This window comes from Bradyrhizobium japonicum USDA 6, assembly GCF_000284375.1.
GTDB lineage: Bacteria > Pseudomonadota > Alphaproteobacteria > Rhizobiales > Xanthobacteraceae > Bradyrhizobium > Bradyrhizobium japonicum.
Genome location: NC_017249.1, coordinates 8,591,606 through 8,607,557 on the forward strand (window position 1 = coordinate 8,591,606; position 15,952 = coordinate 8,607,557).

The 15,952-nt window shown below is 56.9% G+C and carries 15 protein-coding genes and 1 pseudogene; 7 read left to right on the top strand and 9 right to left on the bottom strand.

Features of this window, described 5'->3' with window-relative positions; translation table 11 throughout:
• Positions 1-163: 163 nt before the first annotated feature.
• Positions 164-367, bottom strand: a complete 204-nt coding sequence (locus BJ6T_RS39585; RefSeq protein ID WP_011084377.1) for a hypothetical protein — start codon at positions 365-367, stop codon at positions 164-166.
• 64 nt (positions 368-431) lie between these two features.
• Positions 432-569, bottom strand: a complete 138-nt coding sequence (locus tag BJ6T_RS47830; protein WP_155256745.1) for a hypothetical protein — start codon at positions 567-569, stop codon at positions 432-434.
• A 293-nt stretch (positions 570-862) separates the two neighbouring features.
• Between BJ6T_RS47830 and BJ6T_RS47835 the strand changes: the two genes are divergently transcribed.
• From BJ6T_RS47835 to BJ6T_RS39600, 4 genes are all read left to right on the top strand, one after another.
• Entirely contained in the window at positions 863-1,057 is a 195-nt protein-coding gene (locus BJ6T_RS47835) for a hypothetical protein (RefSeq protein ID WP_014498117.1), read from the top strand.
• A gap of 229 nt (positions 1,058-1,286) precedes the next feature.
• The gene (locus BJ6T_RS44880) at positions 1,287-1,763 is read left to right on the top strand and encodes a hypothetical protein (RefSeq protein WP_225895088.1); all 477 of its coding nucleotides are present in this window, start codon (positions 1,287-1,289) and stop codon (positions 1,761-1,763) included.
• Between the two features lie 367 nt (positions 1,764-2,130).
• Positions 2,131-2,463: an avidin/streptavidin family protein gene (locus BJ6T_RS44885; RefSeq protein ID WP_225895092.1), complete on the top strand. Its 333-nt coding sequence runs from the start codon at positions 2,131-2,133 to the stop codon at positions 2,461-2,463.
• Positions 2,464-2,806: 343 nt separating this feature from the next.
• A complete protein-coding gene (locus BJ6T_RS39600) occupies positions 2,807-3,298 on the top strand; it encodes a hypothetical protein (protein ID WP_014498119.1) in 492 nt (163 codons plus the stop codon).
• A gap of 206 nt (positions 3,299-3,504) precedes the next feature.
• Here the strand turns inward: BJ6T_RS39600 and BJ6T_RS49485 are convergent, their stop codons facing one another.
• Positions 3,505-4,359, bottom strand: coding sequence for a Crp/Fnr family transcriptional regulator (locus BJ6T_RS49485; protein ID WP_306328939.1), 855 nt, complete (start codon positions 4,357-4,359; stop codon positions 3,505-3,507).
• 646 nt (positions 4,360-5,005) lie between these two features.
• Here BJ6T_RS49485 and BJ6T_RS39610 point away from each other — a divergent pair.
• Complete coding sequence (locus BJ6T_RS39610; protein ID WP_014498121.1) at positions 5,006-5,365, top strand: methylamine utilization protein; 360 nt, start codon at positions 5,006-5,008, stop codon at positions 5,363-5,365.
• 4 nt (positions 5,366-5,369) lie between these two features.
• Here the strand turns inward: BJ6T_RS39610 and BJ6T_RS39615 are convergent, their stop codons facing one another.
• The 4 genes and pseudogenes from BJ6T_RS39615 to BJ6T_RS44890 all read right to left on the bottom strand — a co-directional run bounded on the left by BJ6T_RS39615 (position 5,370) and on the right by BJ6T_RS44890 (position 11,562).
• Entirely contained in the window at positions 5,370-6,362 is a 993-nt protein-coding gene (locus BJ6T_RS39615) for a hypothetical protein (RefSeq protein WP_014498122.1), read from the bottom strand.
• Between the two features lie 507 nt (positions 6,363-6,869).
• Positions 6,870-7,892, bottom strand: a complete 1,023-nt coding sequence (locus BJ6T_RS39620; protein WP_014498123.1) for a cytochrome-c peroxidase — start codon at positions 7,890-7,892, stop codon at positions 6,870-6,872.
• Positions 7,893-8,280: 388 nt separating this feature from the next.
• A pseudogene (locus tag BJ6T_RS49805) lies at positions 8,281-11,081 on the bottom strand (putative bifunctional diguanylate cyclase/phosphodiesterase).
• Between the two features lie 319 nt (positions 11,082-11,400).
• Positions 11,401-11,562, bottom strand: a complete 162-nt coding sequence (locus BJ6T_RS44890) for a Flp family type IVb pilin (protein WP_011084366.1) — start codon at positions 11,560-11,562, stop codon at positions 11,401-11,403.
• Positions 11,563-11,780: 218 nt separating this feature from the next.
• Here BJ6T_RS44890 and BJ6T_RS44895 point away from each other — a divergent pair, with 218 nt between their 5' ends.
• Together BJ6T_RS44895 and BJ6T_RS46705 are read left to right on the top strand one after the other, a co-directional pair.
• On the top strand, positions 11,781-12,554 hold the full coding sequence (locus BJ6T_RS44895) for an IS5 family transposase (protein ID WP_014498128.1): 774 nt from the start codon (positions 11,781-11,783) through the stop codon (positions 12,552-12,554).
• A gap of 1,685 nt (positions 12,555-14,239) precedes the next feature.
• A complete protein-coding gene (locus tag BJ6T_RS46705) occupies positions 14,240-14,419 on the top strand; it encodes a hypothetical protein (RefSeq protein ID WP_074077659.1) in 180 nt (59 codons plus the stop codon).
• Positions 14,420-15,036: 617 nt separating this feature from the next.
• On the opposite strand, the gene BJ6T_RS47840 is transcribed toward BJ6T_RS46705, so the two are convergent.
• Entirely contained in the window at positions 15,037-15,633 is a 597-nt protein-coding gene (locus BJ6T_RS47840; RefSeq protein WP_028170498.1) for a hypothetical protein, read from the bottom strand.
• A gap of 64 nt (positions 15,634-15,697) precedes the next feature.
• Complete coding sequence (locus BJ6T_RS49330) at positions 15,698-15,823, bottom strand: hypothetical protein (RefSeq protein WP_018646717.1); 126 nt, start codon at positions 15,821-15,823, stop codon at positions 15,698-15,700.
• Between the last annotated feature and the right edge of the window lie 129 nt (positions 15,824-15,952).

Consider the following 15,952-nt stretch of genomic DNA (forward strand, 5'->3'; position numbering starts at 1 on the left):
CTCAAGCAGTTCTTTGCGGCCGATCTGAGCGCCGTCGATCCCGGCATGGCTGACGCTGATTGGTGAGGTTATGCGCTTTTGAGATGGCTCGGGTACTACGACGGCGGATGCGGCCCGCAAGATCGTCGGGCATGCCAGCAAGGAAAAACCTGCCAGCAGGTGTCTACGGGTCAGCATGCGCAGGTGTCTTGCTGAGATTAGCTAGTTTCTGCGCGAGCAGGATGCTTTGGCGCTGCAGGGCCTCCTCGATCACGTCAAGCTTCGCGCGCATCAGGCGCAGCGCAGTGGCCGATGCCGGCCGGTGCGCCACATCGAGTAGCATCAGCCGAGTGGACATCGCCTGATATTGCGCGGCGAAGTCGGTCACCTCGGAGCGGTAGGTTCGCAAAGCGTTCGTCAGCGCAACGATCGCTTGATCGGTCGATTTCTGCTCATGTTTGATGGCCCCCTAAATCACGGTCGGTGGATGCCTGCTCATGTTTGACGGCCTCTAGATCACGGCCGGTAGATGCTTGCTGATGTTTGATGACCTCTAAAGCGCGGCCGATCGAAGCCTGCTGAAGTTTCATGGCCGTGAGTTCGTCACGCGCCTTGTTCTGTAGACCACGCCGGCGGCCGCCAGGATGGCCAGTGCGGCAAGCAGCCATCGACGAGTGGGGTGGGTCATTCTGGGGTGCGGCGTTCAGAACTACTGACGGCTCGGGACAATCCTATAGCCGACACAATCGCCGCGAGTAAGCCCCGCAGGGGTCTCCCGCCGGCGCAGACAGATCTCCCGACTTTCCGGTCCCGATTTTTTAGCGACCTAGAATCGCCGCGCAATGATTTCACGCATTTCCCACATAACGTGAAGGAAAACTTCATGAAACGCATCATATGCGCGTTTTTTGCCGCGCTGATGCTCCTTGTCGCCGATTTGGCACATGCCGCAGCAAGTATCCGGGCGGCATTCCAATTATGGTTGATGATACTGATCCCGGTAGATGGCAGTCGCGATGATAATCAGCGCAGGAGGGCCTTCGTGCGCTGTCTTTCTGCGCCGCTTCTTCCGCGTTAAACGGGACCGTCATCTTTCTTGGATATTCGCGCTGGCCAATCTCGTGCAGCTCGCGGCCAACAGCCCAACTAAAGAGATTTGCACATGAGATTTCACGGCGCTCATAGGTCTCCTGGCGTCTACCACGCTTGCCGTTGCATTTTTGTGGACTTCGCGGTGACAACATGCAGACGCGCTTCGTCATATTCGATCGTGGCTGTATGCACCTCCGAGGCGATAGGCTAACCGATTGATTTCTGAGGTATGTGATAATCACACGATCGAGGCCGATTACGGGATCGATCATTCGCAGCGTTGTTTGGCAAGCGGGTTGGGACACTTGATGCGAACGATTCTTATAGCTCTAAGTATTTGGTTGTTGATCAACGTCCTCTTTGTACTAGTCATGATTCCTCCGCGCAAACCGCGGAAATCTAGCCGTCAGAACGGCACCGCCGGTAGGCTTTCACCCGCATTAATTAAGGAGAACGCCGAACCATCAAGCGAAGAGGATGATAGCTCTTCTCTTCGCCACGTTGTCATCGCGATCGGGCTGGGCGTCTTCTTTTCGCTGACGCCGCCTTTGCTTCAGGCTTACGATGCTATCAACGAGTTCGTTAACCGTCGCCGATCAAGACGAAACGCTTCGGCGACCCATCACAGCCTTGATCAGCACGCTGACGAAGTCTCCGATGTTGAGACCGGCCAGGACAAGAACCGTCGGTAGCCACCATTCGGGATGAATGTTCAATCCCATTAAGTCGTAGTCGGTCAGTGTTTCGCCGCCCGTGTCGCATTGGTGCTTTCCGGCGAATTGATCCACTTTTAGCAGTGGGCTCGGCGCGCGGCCGCCAGGAACCATGTCGGGGTAACGGTGCCGGGGGGCTCGACGGAGTCCGACTCCGCCGCGATCCAGCGCTACCTGGCGCATATGCGCCGCATTCCGTTGCCTAATGCGAGATAAGAGCAGCGAACATGACCTCAAGTTGAACCACACTACATGATCTTTAAGCGACTAATTTTGGGGCTTCAATATGAAGAGACTTCTGGGGCTTTTGCTGCTCGCCCAATCCTTCTTGCTTTCCGCCGAGGCCATGGCGCAGGGGCTTCCCGCTCCCTCATACTGGAAAAATGAACGAGGTTCGGAACTGCTTATTTGGTCCGCCAATAGCGGGACGATACAAGGGACTTTCACAAACCATGCTCAAGGGTTTGCGTGCCAGGGCATCCCGTATCCTGCAGCGGGATCCGTTAGTCCAACCGGCTTGTATTTTGTTGTTACCTTTGCCCAGTGCAATTCCTTTACCCGCTGGGTTGGAACAATTAAGGGGTCTCAGATGCCAACGTCTTGGACGCTGTTCTACGTTGATAACAAAGGCAAGCCTAGCAGGTTGAAGGGTGGGGATATATTCACGCGCGTATGGTAGTTTTCAATCTTCCTGCAAACGCAGCGACCTAAGATTTGAAGATCGCTCTCGCGACGTCTGCACTCCGAAGCGGCGTGTGACGCTGAGCCCGGCGCGCGCGGGCCCAGCGTCGCGCCGACGCGGCGGATTTCGGCCTATTCTCCGCCCTCGTAGAAGAGCTCGAGCGGCAGGTTGACCAGCACCGATCCAGTCCCGAGCAGTTGCATTCGGCGGTTCGGGTGGTAGACACTTCGCTAATACTTCGGTTCGAAGCGCGCTACTCTGCGCGTCATCCCTGAGCTCTAGGTTCATTCTCGAGGAGATCCTCAGCACGTGCCTTGGCGTCGTTTCTCGGGATTATTTTATGTCACCTATTCAAGCGATTAAAGACTGGTACGTGTCCCTGGACAACGAACTTCAATCAGACATCGCGTACATGTTCGTATCTCTGACTCTCGGTGATCGCCAGTTTGCTCCCGCTGCCGCTGTCCGAAGACTGTTGCAATGGTTTGACGTGCGTAGTGAAGGCACGGAACACGAGGATGCTCTAGCAGCCGTTACGTTTCGGGCCTCATTCGAATACATCTTTGCTGAGCGCTTCACGGGCGCCGGGTGGATCTTTCCGGAGCAAACGTTCAAGGACGTGATCCGCGAGGCTGCTGAAGGTAAAGAGGCAAGCAAGATTGCAACGAGCGCATTCCGGTTACTGCGGAGCCTTCCGGACCGGAGAACGAAATGGAAAGAGGCAGGTGAGAACTGGAATGCCCTAGTCAACTCGACAATCAACGATGATGCGTTGAGGCAGTGGACACAAGATCAGTTCCTGGCGAGCGACTACGGGCCGGCGCAAGACTGAAAAAGCTCCTCACCTCCCGCAATCCTCGCGACGGTGCACTTGCCAGGCGATTCTGGCGCCATCGATGTTAGAACCTCCATCCTCACTTGCTTTGTTTGAGTAGGAGTCAAGCGCAAATGCTGTTCGGCTCTTCGCTCCGCGCAGCAATACCGTGTTCGGCAAGTCGTCTCGATATGAACTGGAGAGGTGAAGCCTATGCGACGTTGTTACCCCATCAGCTCTTTTGCTGGAATCGCGGACTGAGACGAGGCATAGGCGCCTGAAATGAGCTTGTAACAACAACATGCCCTTTTCTCGAGGCACTTGGGTTCATCAATCTCCAAGACACCGCGCATCTTGCGGATCAGCCCTCGTTCTTCGAATCGGCTTAGAGTCTGCGTCACCCCAGCGCGACGAAGTCCCAAGACAGACGAAAGGTAGTCATGGGTAACTGGCAGCACACGAACGTCAGCAGCATCACTCGCCAAACAAAGCCAGCTCGCGAGCCTCTGTTCACGATCGTGCCGAACCCCGCACAATCCTGTCTGAACGCACTGAAATGTCAGCGCTTGAACGTACTCAAAGAGATGCTCTCGGATCTCAGGACGCTCTTCTACTAGCCGGCGCAATTCCTCAACACGGATCCTGTACGCGCTTCCGGGAAAGAACACCACAGATTGATGCGTCGAAAGATGTCCTCCCCACAAGAACGAAGCACCGACCACACCCCGATATCCTATGACGGCCGTTTCAAGCATGCTCCCCGCCGCGACAACCCTTAGCGAGACGAGGCCCGACTCCACGAAGTAGACGTGCTCTACATGCCTTTTCGGCTCTTGCAGAACCATACGCTCTTTCAGGACGATCGGCTCAAGGCACTCCCCCAATGCCGCGAGGCCGTCCGGAGAAATTCTGGACAGGATAGCATTTCTGACAGGGGGCCGCGTATTAGGTCGCAGGCTATCGAGCCGACGAAGCGTCGGCTGTGTGCCGGTAACTCCTGCGAGAGCGGGGTCACCCGAGCTGTCCCGCGGTTCAAGGACGGCTGGCACCCGATTGGTCATAGTGCAGTGCGTCCTCATAGCGTGGATATCTGCTGGAAACGTAGCCAAATACCCATACGGATTCCTGCAATGTGCAGCGCGTTGAGCACAAATCCGGCCTTAAGACGGCGTCTTTGACGAATTTCAACGCCTGACGGGGACCGACCGGGGTGTGGAGCAACTCGCCTTGGACTCGTCGGCGCCGGAACGCCGTCAGACCAGCGCGCCACGCTGTTACCGCCTGGCCGGGGATTGCGAAGTCCGTTGCGTGAGACGAACACAGCACCACTAAGGCAACCGCGCCTCGCCAGAGAACATTTCAGATGTCAGGCGAGAGTTTAGTCATGCTCCCTCTATGCCGAAATTCATTGTGACCCACACGAGTTTTGCACTGATGATCTCAAGACAATTAATCAACCTTTTCAACCGCTGATGCCATGAGGGAGCACCGTTTGTCTCGCCGCAGGGACACCTGGCGACGACTGGCAGTCCCCTCGCACCGCCAAAGCGCAAACATGCTGCGTGGACACAGCCGGCCGCCTGCCTCGCGTCAGTTTTCCTCTAATAATGATTGGAACCGAGGCGCAAAATAAAGATCAATCTGTCATAAGTGTCGCTAGTCCCGGGCTCCGGCGGTCCGCGGTAAGGTCGCATTTTTATAGAATTTAGCTTCAGTGAGGTCGGAATGAGAGAAAGGCTAATACCTTCACGCACAGGCAAGTTCGGTTTTCAGATGATAGCCGCAATAGTGGGAGGGCTCCTCGCTGGAGCCGCTCTAGGCGCCACCCCCTATGTAATTTCGCAAAAGGACCGAGAATTCAGACCCCAAGAAATCGTAATAAAGCGCGGCGAGACCCTACGGTTTATCAACGATGACGGTGAGCTCATGCACCACACCTATTTGAGCTCAGACACCTTCGAGTTCGATTCTGGCGATCAACAGCCAGGCAGCCAATTCGACGTCGTCTTTTCTGTGGCTGGTGATTACACTGTGTTGTGCGGCATTCATCCCAAGATGAAGCTTGGCGTGCACGTCAAAAAGTAGGGCCCTACAGAATTGAGGTGTTGAAGATCGCTGCATGACCGACATAGTAGGCGAACAGCGTAACCGTCAACGCCGCACATAGTCCGGCCGGAGCGAGCCAGGGAGCGCGATAGTCGGCTTCCCTCGGCTGATTATCGGAAAGTATCGCGACCAGTACGACGATGATCGCCGAGTGCCCGATCACATCAAGCTTGCCAAATTCGAAGCACGCGCTGATGAACATTCCAAGCAGTATGGCAGCCGCAACGCGCCGGACCAAGGGCGTCCAAGCTAGGGCAAACGCGAGCGTGAATTCGATCATGCCAGCGGCGCGCATATAGAACTCACTATCGAACCCGAGCGTCATGCCGGGGTGCTCGATCAGAAGTGGGAAGCTCCATTCCGGGTAGGCCCACTTTTCCACCGAAGCCCACATCAACGTGACGGCGGTTGCGTAGCGCACGACATCGAGTGGCGGAACGCCGAACAGATCTTTTTGCAAGCCAGCGAGGGCGAGGTAGGCCGCAAGGCCCAAAAAGATCGGATAATCGGCCAGATGAAACGTGCCGTAATCTCGAACGGCGAGCCCGAACAGAACGACAATTCCCGCCGCGGAGAAGGGCATCGTGCGGCGCGACAGCAGGCCTGCTGCGATGGCGAGTTGCAAAGGCCCAACCATTGACGAAGTCGTTTTCAATTCCGGGGTCAGCAAGATACCGCCCACCGCCCAAAGCGAGATGAAGAAAAATCCGCAGACAGCCCGGATGATTTCCTCAGTGAGTAGTCGCAATCCGTCCGTGAAGCGGTTGAGGGAGCGGGCCGCCAGCTCACCCAAAGACGTCCGTTCAACCATGCAGCCGGAAAAAAACCAGAGCAGGGCAAGAGCCAACAGCAGTTCAAAATCCTGGCACAGTACGTTTTCGAGGCTTCGGGGCTGGCCGGCAGCGTCATAGGCACAGAACCATTTGACATGGGCACTGGCACCTTGTGTCCCCAAGAACCAGAAAGAAAGTGCCACGATGGACCTTGCAAAAAGGGAGCTTCTCCGGAATGCCGCAAAGGCATCCCGCGTCGGAGACCTGAACATAAAAAACCACCCCTTTTGGAAAAGCGCCCGCCTCTGACGATTTGTTCAACTTAGCACAAATCTTAAGGATGTGACGGCGCTCGCATCCGAAGGTTGTTTGCTGGGTTAATGGGGACACGCCGGCAAGGATTTGTGCGGCGAGACTATCGCGCACGTCCCTTCAATTTTACAGATTTTGACGACGGGCCTTCAATGCAAGTGTCGTACTGAATGTCAGACAAAAAACGGATGTCCGGTGTAGTCCATGTTTGGTGCGTTTCGTACGAAGAGGGTGCCAGTCGGCTCTGCGCTGGCCCGCACCGCGATGCGGCTCACAGCATGCAGTGAAACCCTGGAGACGTGGGCGGGCGGTTTCCTCATCCTCGTGTTGGGCTTGCTGGGAGCGGCATTGCCGCACTTCCCCTGAGAGCCTCCCCGACCGCGCGATCGGGGTACCGGTCATCGCGCCAACCTGGGAAAAGTCGTATCCGTCGAGGATGCGGTGAGCGTCTGAAGAAAAGCGATCAGATCCGCCTTTTCGCTTTCCGTCAGAGATAGAGGCTCTATTGAAGGCGAGCGGCTCGGACGGTCAATCCCACCCTTGTCATAGAGTTCGATGACCTCTTCGAGGGTTGCGACCGATCCATCATGCATGTAGGGAGCACGCCGCGCGACATCGCGCAGTGTCGGCGTTTTGAATGCGTACCGCAGCTTTTGCGACGTCGGAAAAAGCCGACCGCGTCCAACGTCGTCGTTCCTTGCGACGCCAATATCGTGAAACGATCCGTCAGTGAACGATGGTCCACTGTGGCAGTTTGAGCAATGGGCTTTGCCGTTGAAAATCTCAAAGCCGCGTTTTGCCGCGGCGCTGACGGATGTCACGTCTCCCATGATCCACCGGTCGAATGGCGCTTCGCCAGCCACGATGGTTCGTTCAAAAGTCGCCAACGCGGCTTCGATCCTGGGTCGCGTGATCGCACCGTCCCCGAATGCGGCTGCGAATGCATCAGCATAGGCCGGGATAGCGGAGAGACGCGCGATCAATTCTGATTCCGTCAAATTCATGTTGGCCCGGCCTGTGATCGGCCCGAACGTGACGGCTTCGAGAGTCTTGAATTTGCCGTCCCACCCCAACGGTTCGGTGAACGCCACGTCGATCAGGGTCGGCGCACGCAATGGCAGGCCGCTGGGATCCTCGCCGACCGCACGCGCGAGGCCATCACCCCAGGAAAGCGACGGATTGTGGCACGTTGCGCAGGAACGGGTGCGGGACTTCGAGAGCAGCGCATCGAAGAAGAGTCTTTCCCCGAGAGCAGCTTTCGGCACCGTGTAGGGATTACGATCGGGAAAAGGGATCGCCGCCGGCCGACGATAGCTGGCGCGCGCCGTGGCATCCGCTGATGTCTCCGCCGCTGCCGAGGCAAAAGGTTGGCCCAGCGGAAAAAGGGCCGCGAGCAAAGCTAAGCTGACCCAGATCCTCATCGGCTCCTCGACGATATAGTGCTCCTATATGGCAACCCCGGAAAAAAAGCCTTAATAGCAAGTATCGGATGCTGGCGATTAATCGAAATCTCCTTCAGAGAACCCTTGCGCCTCCATGACTGGGGCGCGCCAACAATTGATGAAGTGGGCCCGTGTGACATTATAATGGAAGCCCTCGATGAGTTTCATTTCAGAGCGCTCAACAAAACCGTAGGCAGGAGCTGCGGCGCGCTGATAGCGCCGTTGATTATGATCGCGCCCGACGATCGGAACCTTTGTGGCTCGGTTGCTAACATGTCGACGCACCATGTGGATCCTGAACGCATTGAAACCCAACGGCGAGAGCGAACTCAGGACCGAACAACACTCAGGAAAGTCCTGGTTCGTCTTAGCCGGTCATCGCACCGCTTAAATGACGTCTCGCGAGGCCGCCTCTCAGATTCAGGATCGTTGATGCGATCTCGGTAGCAGGGACCGGGCGGCTGAATAGGAATCCCTGCGCCTCGTTGCACCCTTCCGCCCTTATTTGATCCAACTGTTCAATCGTCTCGACCCCCTCCGCCGTTATTGTTATGCCAAGGCTTCTTCCAAGGCTGGTAATGGCTCTTACGATTAATTTAGATCCATTTGTCGCTGTTGCATCACGGACGAATGACTGATCGATCTTGAGCTTGTCAAAGGGGAAGCTGCGCAGATAGCTCAGCGAGGAGTATCCAGTACCAAAATCATCTAAGGCGATGCTCAGCCCCTGCGCCTTCAGCTTGTGCAGTGTTGCAACCGTCTCGGCGCTGTTTCCAAGGAGAACAGACTCCGTGATTTCCAATTCGAGCCGGTGCGGGGCCAGCGTTGAAGCATCAAGCGCGTTGGCGATAACCTCTGCAAATCTTGGATCCCGAATCTGAGTCGCCGAGACATTGACGGCAATCTTGAGCTCGCTCGGCCAACCGGCCGCCTGCTCGCAGGCGCGGTTGAGAACCCACTCACCCAGTGGAGTGATGAGACCGATGTCTTCTGCAATGGGAATGAATTGGTCGGGTGGCACCAGGCCACGCTTCGGATGAGGCCAGCGCAATAATGCTTCGAAGCCGCTGATCCGGTCCATCCGCAGGTCATAAATGGGTTGATAGAACAGAGTGAACTCGTCCTTGTCCATGGCCTCGCGAAGATCGAGTTCGAGCGCGCGGCGGCTCTGCAAACTTGCGTCCATCGCCGGCTCGAAAAACCGCCACGTTCCCCTGCCCCCGGCCTTGGATCGGTACAAGGCCATGTCCGCATTTTTCAGGAGCATTTCCCGTGTCATGCCGTCACCGGGCGCGAGCGCAATTCCGACGCTGCACCCGACGATAACGCGATGCCCATTTAGCTCATAAGGAGCTCCGATACATTCCACCACGCGGCGGGCGAGACGTTCGGCGTCTGCAGCGTTTTGGACATCAGATTGTATGATCGCAAACTCATCGCCCCCCAACCGGGCGACGGTATCAATCTCGCGGACACACGCGCTCAGTCGGTCGGCGACCGCGCAAAGCAACCCATCACCCACCGGGTGGCCCAAGGTGTCATTGATCTGTTTGAAATTATCCAGATCCAGGCAGAACACCGCAAAGCCGGAACCCCGGCCGACCTCCGCGACGGCGTGTTCAATGCGCTCGGCGAACAATGAGCGGTTAGGTAGTCGGGTCAGATCATCATGCCGCGCCATGAAGGTAATCTGAGATTGGGCTCTCCGTTGTTCGGTCACATCTTCGCAACTGACGAGTAAGCCGCCATCAGAAGTGGAGCGATGGCCAATAGAGATGACGCGTCCGTCGTTAAGGCGCTGGAGGTAGTTGCCGCTCTCGTGGCGAGGCAAAATTTTCTCCCGCTCCGCCAGCAGATCGGGCACCGTCTGGCCGCCATGACTTCCAGCCGCAACACTCAGACCGAACACTTCCTCGAAAGTCATGCCCGGAGCAACGAGCTCAGGCGAAAGATCAAAGATCTCACAGAAGCGTCGGTTTACGACCTGCAGCCGTGCCTCGCTATCGTAGAGGCAGAGGCCCTGAGACATGTGTGACAGCGCCGCATCCAGTCTCAGATTCGTCGCATGCAACTCGGCTTCCTGACGCTTCAAGCTGGTGATATCGCTATAAACGAGGATAACTCCCCCTCTTGGGTCGGACTGCGGCTAACTCGCAGCCACCGTCCATCTGGGAGTCGGGCTTCGCTCGCCGATCCTTCGACGTCGCGAGAGACCTTTCGTTGAGTGATTTCGGCTCCGGTTGATTCATCGCTTGGCACCTGCTCTACTCGAAAAGGATCCGGATGAACAAGCTGCGAAGAGCAGCCGATGAATTCGCTGGCTCGGGAATTGACCAATGCTATCTGTCCGCTCGCGTCCAGGAGCACGATGCCTTCTCGAGAATTTTCAAGCGCATCGGAAAGCCGCGCTTGCGCGGAGCGACGTTGCGCCACCTCTCGGTCGACCATCTTCCTGATGTTGTCCCGCATCTTCCTCATGGCCGCGAGTAGCGAACCCAACTCGTCACTGCTGCCTCTGGGAATGTCCGCGTTCAAGTCGCCATCGGCAATACTCCTTGCCGCTTTCGACGCAATGGCGACAGGCCCGATAATCCGCCGTGCCAGCAACCACGAAAAAAGCCCGGACAGAAGGAGCGCAACGGTCAGCGCCACCACATTCAGTTGCAGATCCCGTTTGATCGCGGCAAGGGCTCGCTGACGGAATAGAAAACCATCCCCGGCCGTATAGTTCACCAGCAATTCAATCTGCTGATTTACGACGTTTGAGAGCTGGTCAACGTCATCGATTTCCCGAGCGCTCGCTTCATTATTCCCGGTGCCATCAGCTTGAAAGCGACGGCGATGAATCGCGACCCAGGCGTTTGCAGCTTCTTTAACTTTTGCGGCTGCCTTCGCAGCTCGCGCTGATTGCGACCTTTCAGCCGCAATAGTGACATCTTCCGAAAGCGTCTTCGCCAGCTTGTCGATTTCATCATCTAGTCGAGGACGGGCCGACGGCTGCCTTGTGACGTGTGAAGATGCCACGCGCATCGCGGCAAAATCGGCACCAGCCGCACGTGCGTAGTTGATCGACATCAAGGACTCATCGAAAGTCCGCGCAACCAGGTCGCCTGCGTGCCGGATACCAAGGACGGAATACCCTCCGAGGCTCACTGCGATCGCGCTCATCGCAAGACAAAAGCACAAGATCGCAATTCGGATCGACCCTCGAGCCGAGACAAAGCGGGAGAAACAGGCCGTCACGGACTGAAATGCCTCAAGGACCACTTTCGATTGATTGGCAAATCTGCCGACGACCAAAAGACTCATCCAGGTGTCTTTCGCTAAAACAAGAATTTCCGAGCAGCAGCATCGAGACGATCCGTTCACCCCCTCGCCGCACCAATTCTCAAGTTCCGCCGAATTCAGAGAACTAGCTCGCCTCTGACTAGAGCTGTTCTTGCACATGCGGTGGAGAAAAGAGGTCGCCAAGGGAGGCGGCTTTTGATTATTTCAGAGAGCTGCTGATCGAAGCGAATTTCGTATTGAGTTTAGTGCCTAGCCCATTCACGACCGCGATGATTGCAAGCGAAATACCCGCCGCTATCAGCCCATATTCTATGGCAGTAGCCCCGGACTCATCGCGTAAAAAGTGTACTAGCGTTTTCACGGTGCGTGCCCTTCTAAGATCTAACGCTCGGGATTTACCGGCAATTTGTTAAAGCCGGCAGAATCTCATTCGAGAATCCGTTTGGTGTGGCGCCAAAACTTTGTACGGAACGTACAAATACGCGCACACTTTGCAAAGTCGCGGTGAACCTCTCGTCGTCCAGTTACTAGAACCTATCTCAAAATTGAAGATCAGCGTCGATCGGCTATAAAGGAAAGATGATTCGGCTGACGGACGAGCAATGGGAGCGCATCCGGAAACACTTTCCGGAAGAGCACATTGCCGACGGCCGGCCGGGCCGGAAGCCGATTGCGACACGTCAGGTTCTCGAAGCCGCTCTTTGGATTTTGAACACGGGCGCGCAGTGGCACATGCTGCCGCAGTGCTATCCGAACTATAAGACCGTACACCGTCGCTTTCAGAACTGGTGTCGCAATGAAGTGTTGCGGCGCGTTCTGACCGATATAGCCAACGAACTTCGTGAGAAAGGCTTGCTCGACGAAGAGGAGTGTTTCATCGACGCGACCTTTGCGATGGCCAAAGGCGGCGGTGCAGAGATCGGCCCAACGAGGCGCGGAAAAGGCTTAAAAATCATGGCGATTGTGGATCGCCACGGTTTGCCGCTTTCAGTGAGCACGCATGCCGCGAACCATCACGAAGTGCGCTTGGTACAGCTCTGCTTCGACTTCTACATGATCGAGGCCAAGCCAGAGAACCTGATCGGCGACCGCGCCTATGACAGCGATTCGCTCGACGATGAACTGCGCTCACAAGGCATCGAGATGATCGCGCCACATCGTTCAAACCGAGTGAGGTCGCTCACCCAGGACGGCCGCAGGCTCCGTCGTTATACTCGGCGTTGGCTGGTCGAACGCTTCTTCGCCTGGATACAGTGGCGGCGGCGCCTGCTGGTCCGCTGGGAGTTCTATCCGCAAAACTTCCTCGGCTTCGTCCAGCTCGCTTGCCTGCTGATCCTGTTTCGACAATTTTGAGATAGGTTCTAGTCTCAGGCGGGTGCAGGTGGCGATCTCGGCGTTGGCGATCGACATCTCGCCCGAGGAGTATCGCGCCGAACACGGCCGCGCGGTCGGATGCCCGGTCGAGGATAGGCCCCCTGCTGGCCTTCTAAGGATTTCCCGCAGAGTATCGGGATCATCGTGTGCTCTCACAATATCTCCTGGAGAACGGTTCGGGATAGTTCGGCAGTGGCCATAAACCTGCACGCTAGGGAGTTTGGGCTCCGCCTACCTGCATGACCCGTCACCCCCGCATGGTTGACGGAACACTCGATCAACCGTCCTCGTTGAACTGCTGCCGTGGAAAGCTGGGGAAATCTTGTCAGAGCTGCGCGACGTGCAGGGACCGGACGCTTCCTCGCCGGCGAGTAGCACTCGGGCGAGAAACAGCGTCCCGGCGGTTCGTCTTCACCAGATCGCTAGGCTTCCTTAGGATCAGAGACGCCGCCACCGTGCATTCATGGCCGGACGACCGGATCAGGCGATAATTGCAATAGGCAGCCGAACAGGCCCGTAGCAGATTGCAGGTGGTCAAACCGGCCGGCGATCCGCTTTATGATGGCACATGTTGGTCGCCGAAGCGTCGACTTCATCGAGGAAGTGAACTTCTCTTATCGCCAGCTTCCGCAATCGCGACAACGTTTCTCAGCTTGGCTACATCGATCCGACAAGTGCTTCCCCAATCTGCCACTCCGTCTTTACAGATCGAGACCAGCTTTGATGGAGTGATCAGTACCGTCGCGAGAAGGGCTAAGCGATCGACCATTTTTGTGGTTTCGGCCTGCTGCGCAGTTGCGTCTCTGTTATCGGCAGGAAGGCGCCCGTCTGAACGGTTGCCGATGTTGCCTGACAGTCGACCGTTTGCCCCGCTGCCACTCGCGCCAACTGCCGAATGTCAAACAAGCCTCCCGATCAGCAAACTATGCCGACCCACTGATCAAGCTAGCTGCAAGCGCAAGAATCCGAGGCCAATGTAATGAATACTTAAGCGCTGGGCTGGGTTGAATGGCGCCTCCGGGTTTCAATCGAGCGCAGCTCGGCGAGCGCGCTCACAGTGTTAGAATAATTAGGTACTGCTCGCTCGAAAGCTCGAGAATAATCGTCAAGCGGAGCTTCGCCACTATTCAGGAACAAACAATCTCGATGCACACCCCACACACCTCTCGTTAATGACGGTCGCGTTTGCGATCGCAACTGACGCCCAATAAGGTTCTAGATTTGATCAATACGTTTTCAAGGTTCTGCTGCGCCGGGCTTGGAAGTGTCCGCCCCTCCGAGATGGAAGCACCAAAGCGATAGAGGCCTTAGCATCCCGCATGCGAATTCGGCGCAGTACAGCGTTAAAGTAGATTTCCGGTGTCGAGGCATTTTGCAATAGGTCTCATTCAATATCCTGAAAAGGGCCAAGGGCGGGATTCCGAGCTTCTAATGGGGGAGAATGCGATGCGACCGCTGCGTAAAGCACGAGAGTCATAGCCGAGCGGACGATATTTTGTACATAACGTTCAAATCTGTGGCCGAAGCAACACGCTCGGGCGAGTAACGGGATCGTTCGTACGTCCCGTGCTGTGTTTGTCGCCACCGCCCTGATTTGGCTATTAATGGTTGGCGAGCACAGGGAAACTCTTCGTTCGTACTCACTTGCTCGGAAAAGGTTCGATATGAATCATGACGACAACGGAAATCGCCATGAAGTATCGGTGATGACGGACGAACAGCTCGAGCTGGAGCACTGCAAGCAACAGATTGCTCGTCTCAAACAGCTGGTTATTCGCCTTTCTGAAATTGCGTTGCGCAACGTCGTAAGAGCCGCCGAGGACCGAAAATCGGAACGCGCCTGAGTCTCTGTCGGCCCACCGAACGACCAGCCCCGGAGGGAAACGAACGTTGCGCCGTAGCGCGCTGTTCTTTGCAGCGCGGCTCCCGCCGGGGGCAGGGAGCAGCCTCGCCCCTATCTCCATAGGGGCGAGGCTCCTATTTTACAGCCGGAACTTTGAGGGTTCAGACCGGCATCGAGCTTGGCGTATCGCGCGGCCTTGAGGCGCCGCGGGGAGGTTGGGATGCTGGTGGTGGAGACGATTGCGAAGATCCATCGCAGAAGCATATGGGCCGAATGAACGCCGGCGTGCATCCAACCGGCGACGAGCACCCTCTGTGTGTTCGGCGGCCTGGGCCCGTCTCGAAAGTGAGCACAACTTCACGGTCGGCCAAGCGCAACGTCTGGGAAACGCTCTTCGCCCGACGCGTGGATATTCCTTCGCATCGACAGCGATCACGCGCGACGTGCCGAGCACATTCTTGCGAGAGCAGTGGCTCGCATTTGCGACGGCAACGCCAGCAAGCAGTGCCGTCGCCGCGCCGGCGAGTTGTGAGGCCCATTGGTGCAGGCCTAGTCTACCAGCGCAACGGAGAAAAGCGGCGCGCCTATTTTGTACCAAGGGAAGCTGTCTCGCTCCTCTCAATGGGGCGCGAAGTGGATTTCGATCCTGACCGCAACCGGATGGGCGGGCCGGCATTGGGCGAAATGTCGTTTACTCAAGAGTACTTTCGCCGGCTGGCTCGGGAAATGTGAGCTGCCCGCGCGCTTTTTCGCGCTGCTTGACGGCGACGCCTCAGAGTACGCCCCCGAGGAAGCCGAGCAGGAGTGTTGCCGGAAACACTCTGCGTCCCGCAACGGCTCCCACCTCTCCAGATCGGCGTGGATAACCAGGTCACGTGGCCCAAGGAGGAAGCGCTTATCACCTTTGAACAATACCGCCTGCTCCTCATGCCCAAGACCAAGGATCACTTGCAGTCCGTCCACATCGACCTGACGGCCAACTGTCTCGACGAACGCGGCGCCTTGACGGTCGCCTCTCCTTCTCAGCTGCACCGGCTCGATGCCGGAGGCAATCTCGATCACCGGCTGGTAGCGCTTGGCGGAAGCGCTGAAATATATCACGCCCGAACGCCGCCGCTGAAACAACTGCACGTCGCTCGAGCCCTGCGGCGTCGAGATTTTGACTTTGTGCTCGCGGTTGATGAAGCCGAACACGCGCAAGGTTTCCGAATCCACTCCTGGCGCTGCTGCACAAACCAGCTCTAGCCAAGCGCGGCCCCTTGGTCATTGCGTAGCTCGATTACGTCGGGGTCAGCTTGTGGCGGTCGCCGTTCCAGATCGTTATCGCTTCCTCGGGCGTGCCGACCGCCTTGGTCGAGACCTCCATGCCGTAGGGTTCGCTCGCAACGAAGGCGCCTGCTCGCATCCTCCTGGATCAGGACCGGGTAGCACTTGGCAATCAAGCACCTCCGGATCGGACGCCCCCGATTTCGTGTTGCTCTCACTGGTATTCGGATCAACTGCCATTCTGTAGTCTGCCTCAAGCAGCTCCACT

Excerpts from the sequence above, each read along its gene's own strand:
- BJ6T_RS47835 (WP_014498117.1), top strand. The coding sequence starts at position 863 with ATGAAACGCATCATATGCGCGTTTTTTGCCGCGCTGATGCTCCTTGTC.
- BJ6T_RS39600 (WP_014498119.1), top strand. The coding sequence starts at position 2,807 with ATGTCACCTATTCAAGCGATTAAAGACTGGTACGTGTCCCTGGACAAC.
- BJ6T_RS49330 (WP_018646717.1), bottom strand. The coding sequence starts at position 15,823 with ATGCGAGCAGGCGCCTTCGTTGCGAGCGAACCCTACGGCATGGAGGTC.
- BJ6T_RS39610 (WP_014498121.1), top strand. The coding sequence starts at position 5,006 with ATGAGAGAAAGGCTAATACCTTCACGCACAGGCAAGTTCGGTTTTCAG.
- BJ6T_RS49485 (WP_306328939.1), bottom strand. The coding sequence starts at position 4,359 with ATGAGGACGCACTGCACTATGACCAATCGGGTGCCAGCCGTCCTTGAA.
- BJ6T_RS44885 (WP_225895092.1), top strand. The coding sequence starts at position 2,131 with ATGGCGCAGGGGCTTCCCGCTCCCTCATACTGGAAAAATGAACGAGGT.
- BJ6T_RS47830 (WP_155256745.1), bottom strand. The coding sequence starts at position 569 with ATGAAACTTCAGCAGGCTTCGATCGGCCGCGCTTTAGAGGTCATCAAA.
- BJ6T_RS46705 (WP_074077659.1), top strand. The coding sequence starts at position 14,240 with ATGAATCATGACGACAACGGAAATCGCCATGAAGTATCGGTGATGACG.
- BJ6T_RS39620 (WP_014498123.1), bottom strand. The coding sequence starts at position 7,892 with ATGAGGATCTGGGTCAGCTTAGCTTTGCTCGCGGCCCTTTTTCCGCTG.
- BJ6T_RS44895 (WP_014498128.1), top strand. The coding sequence starts at position 11,781 with ATGATTCGGCTGACGGACGAGCAATGGGAGCGCATCCGGAAACACTTT.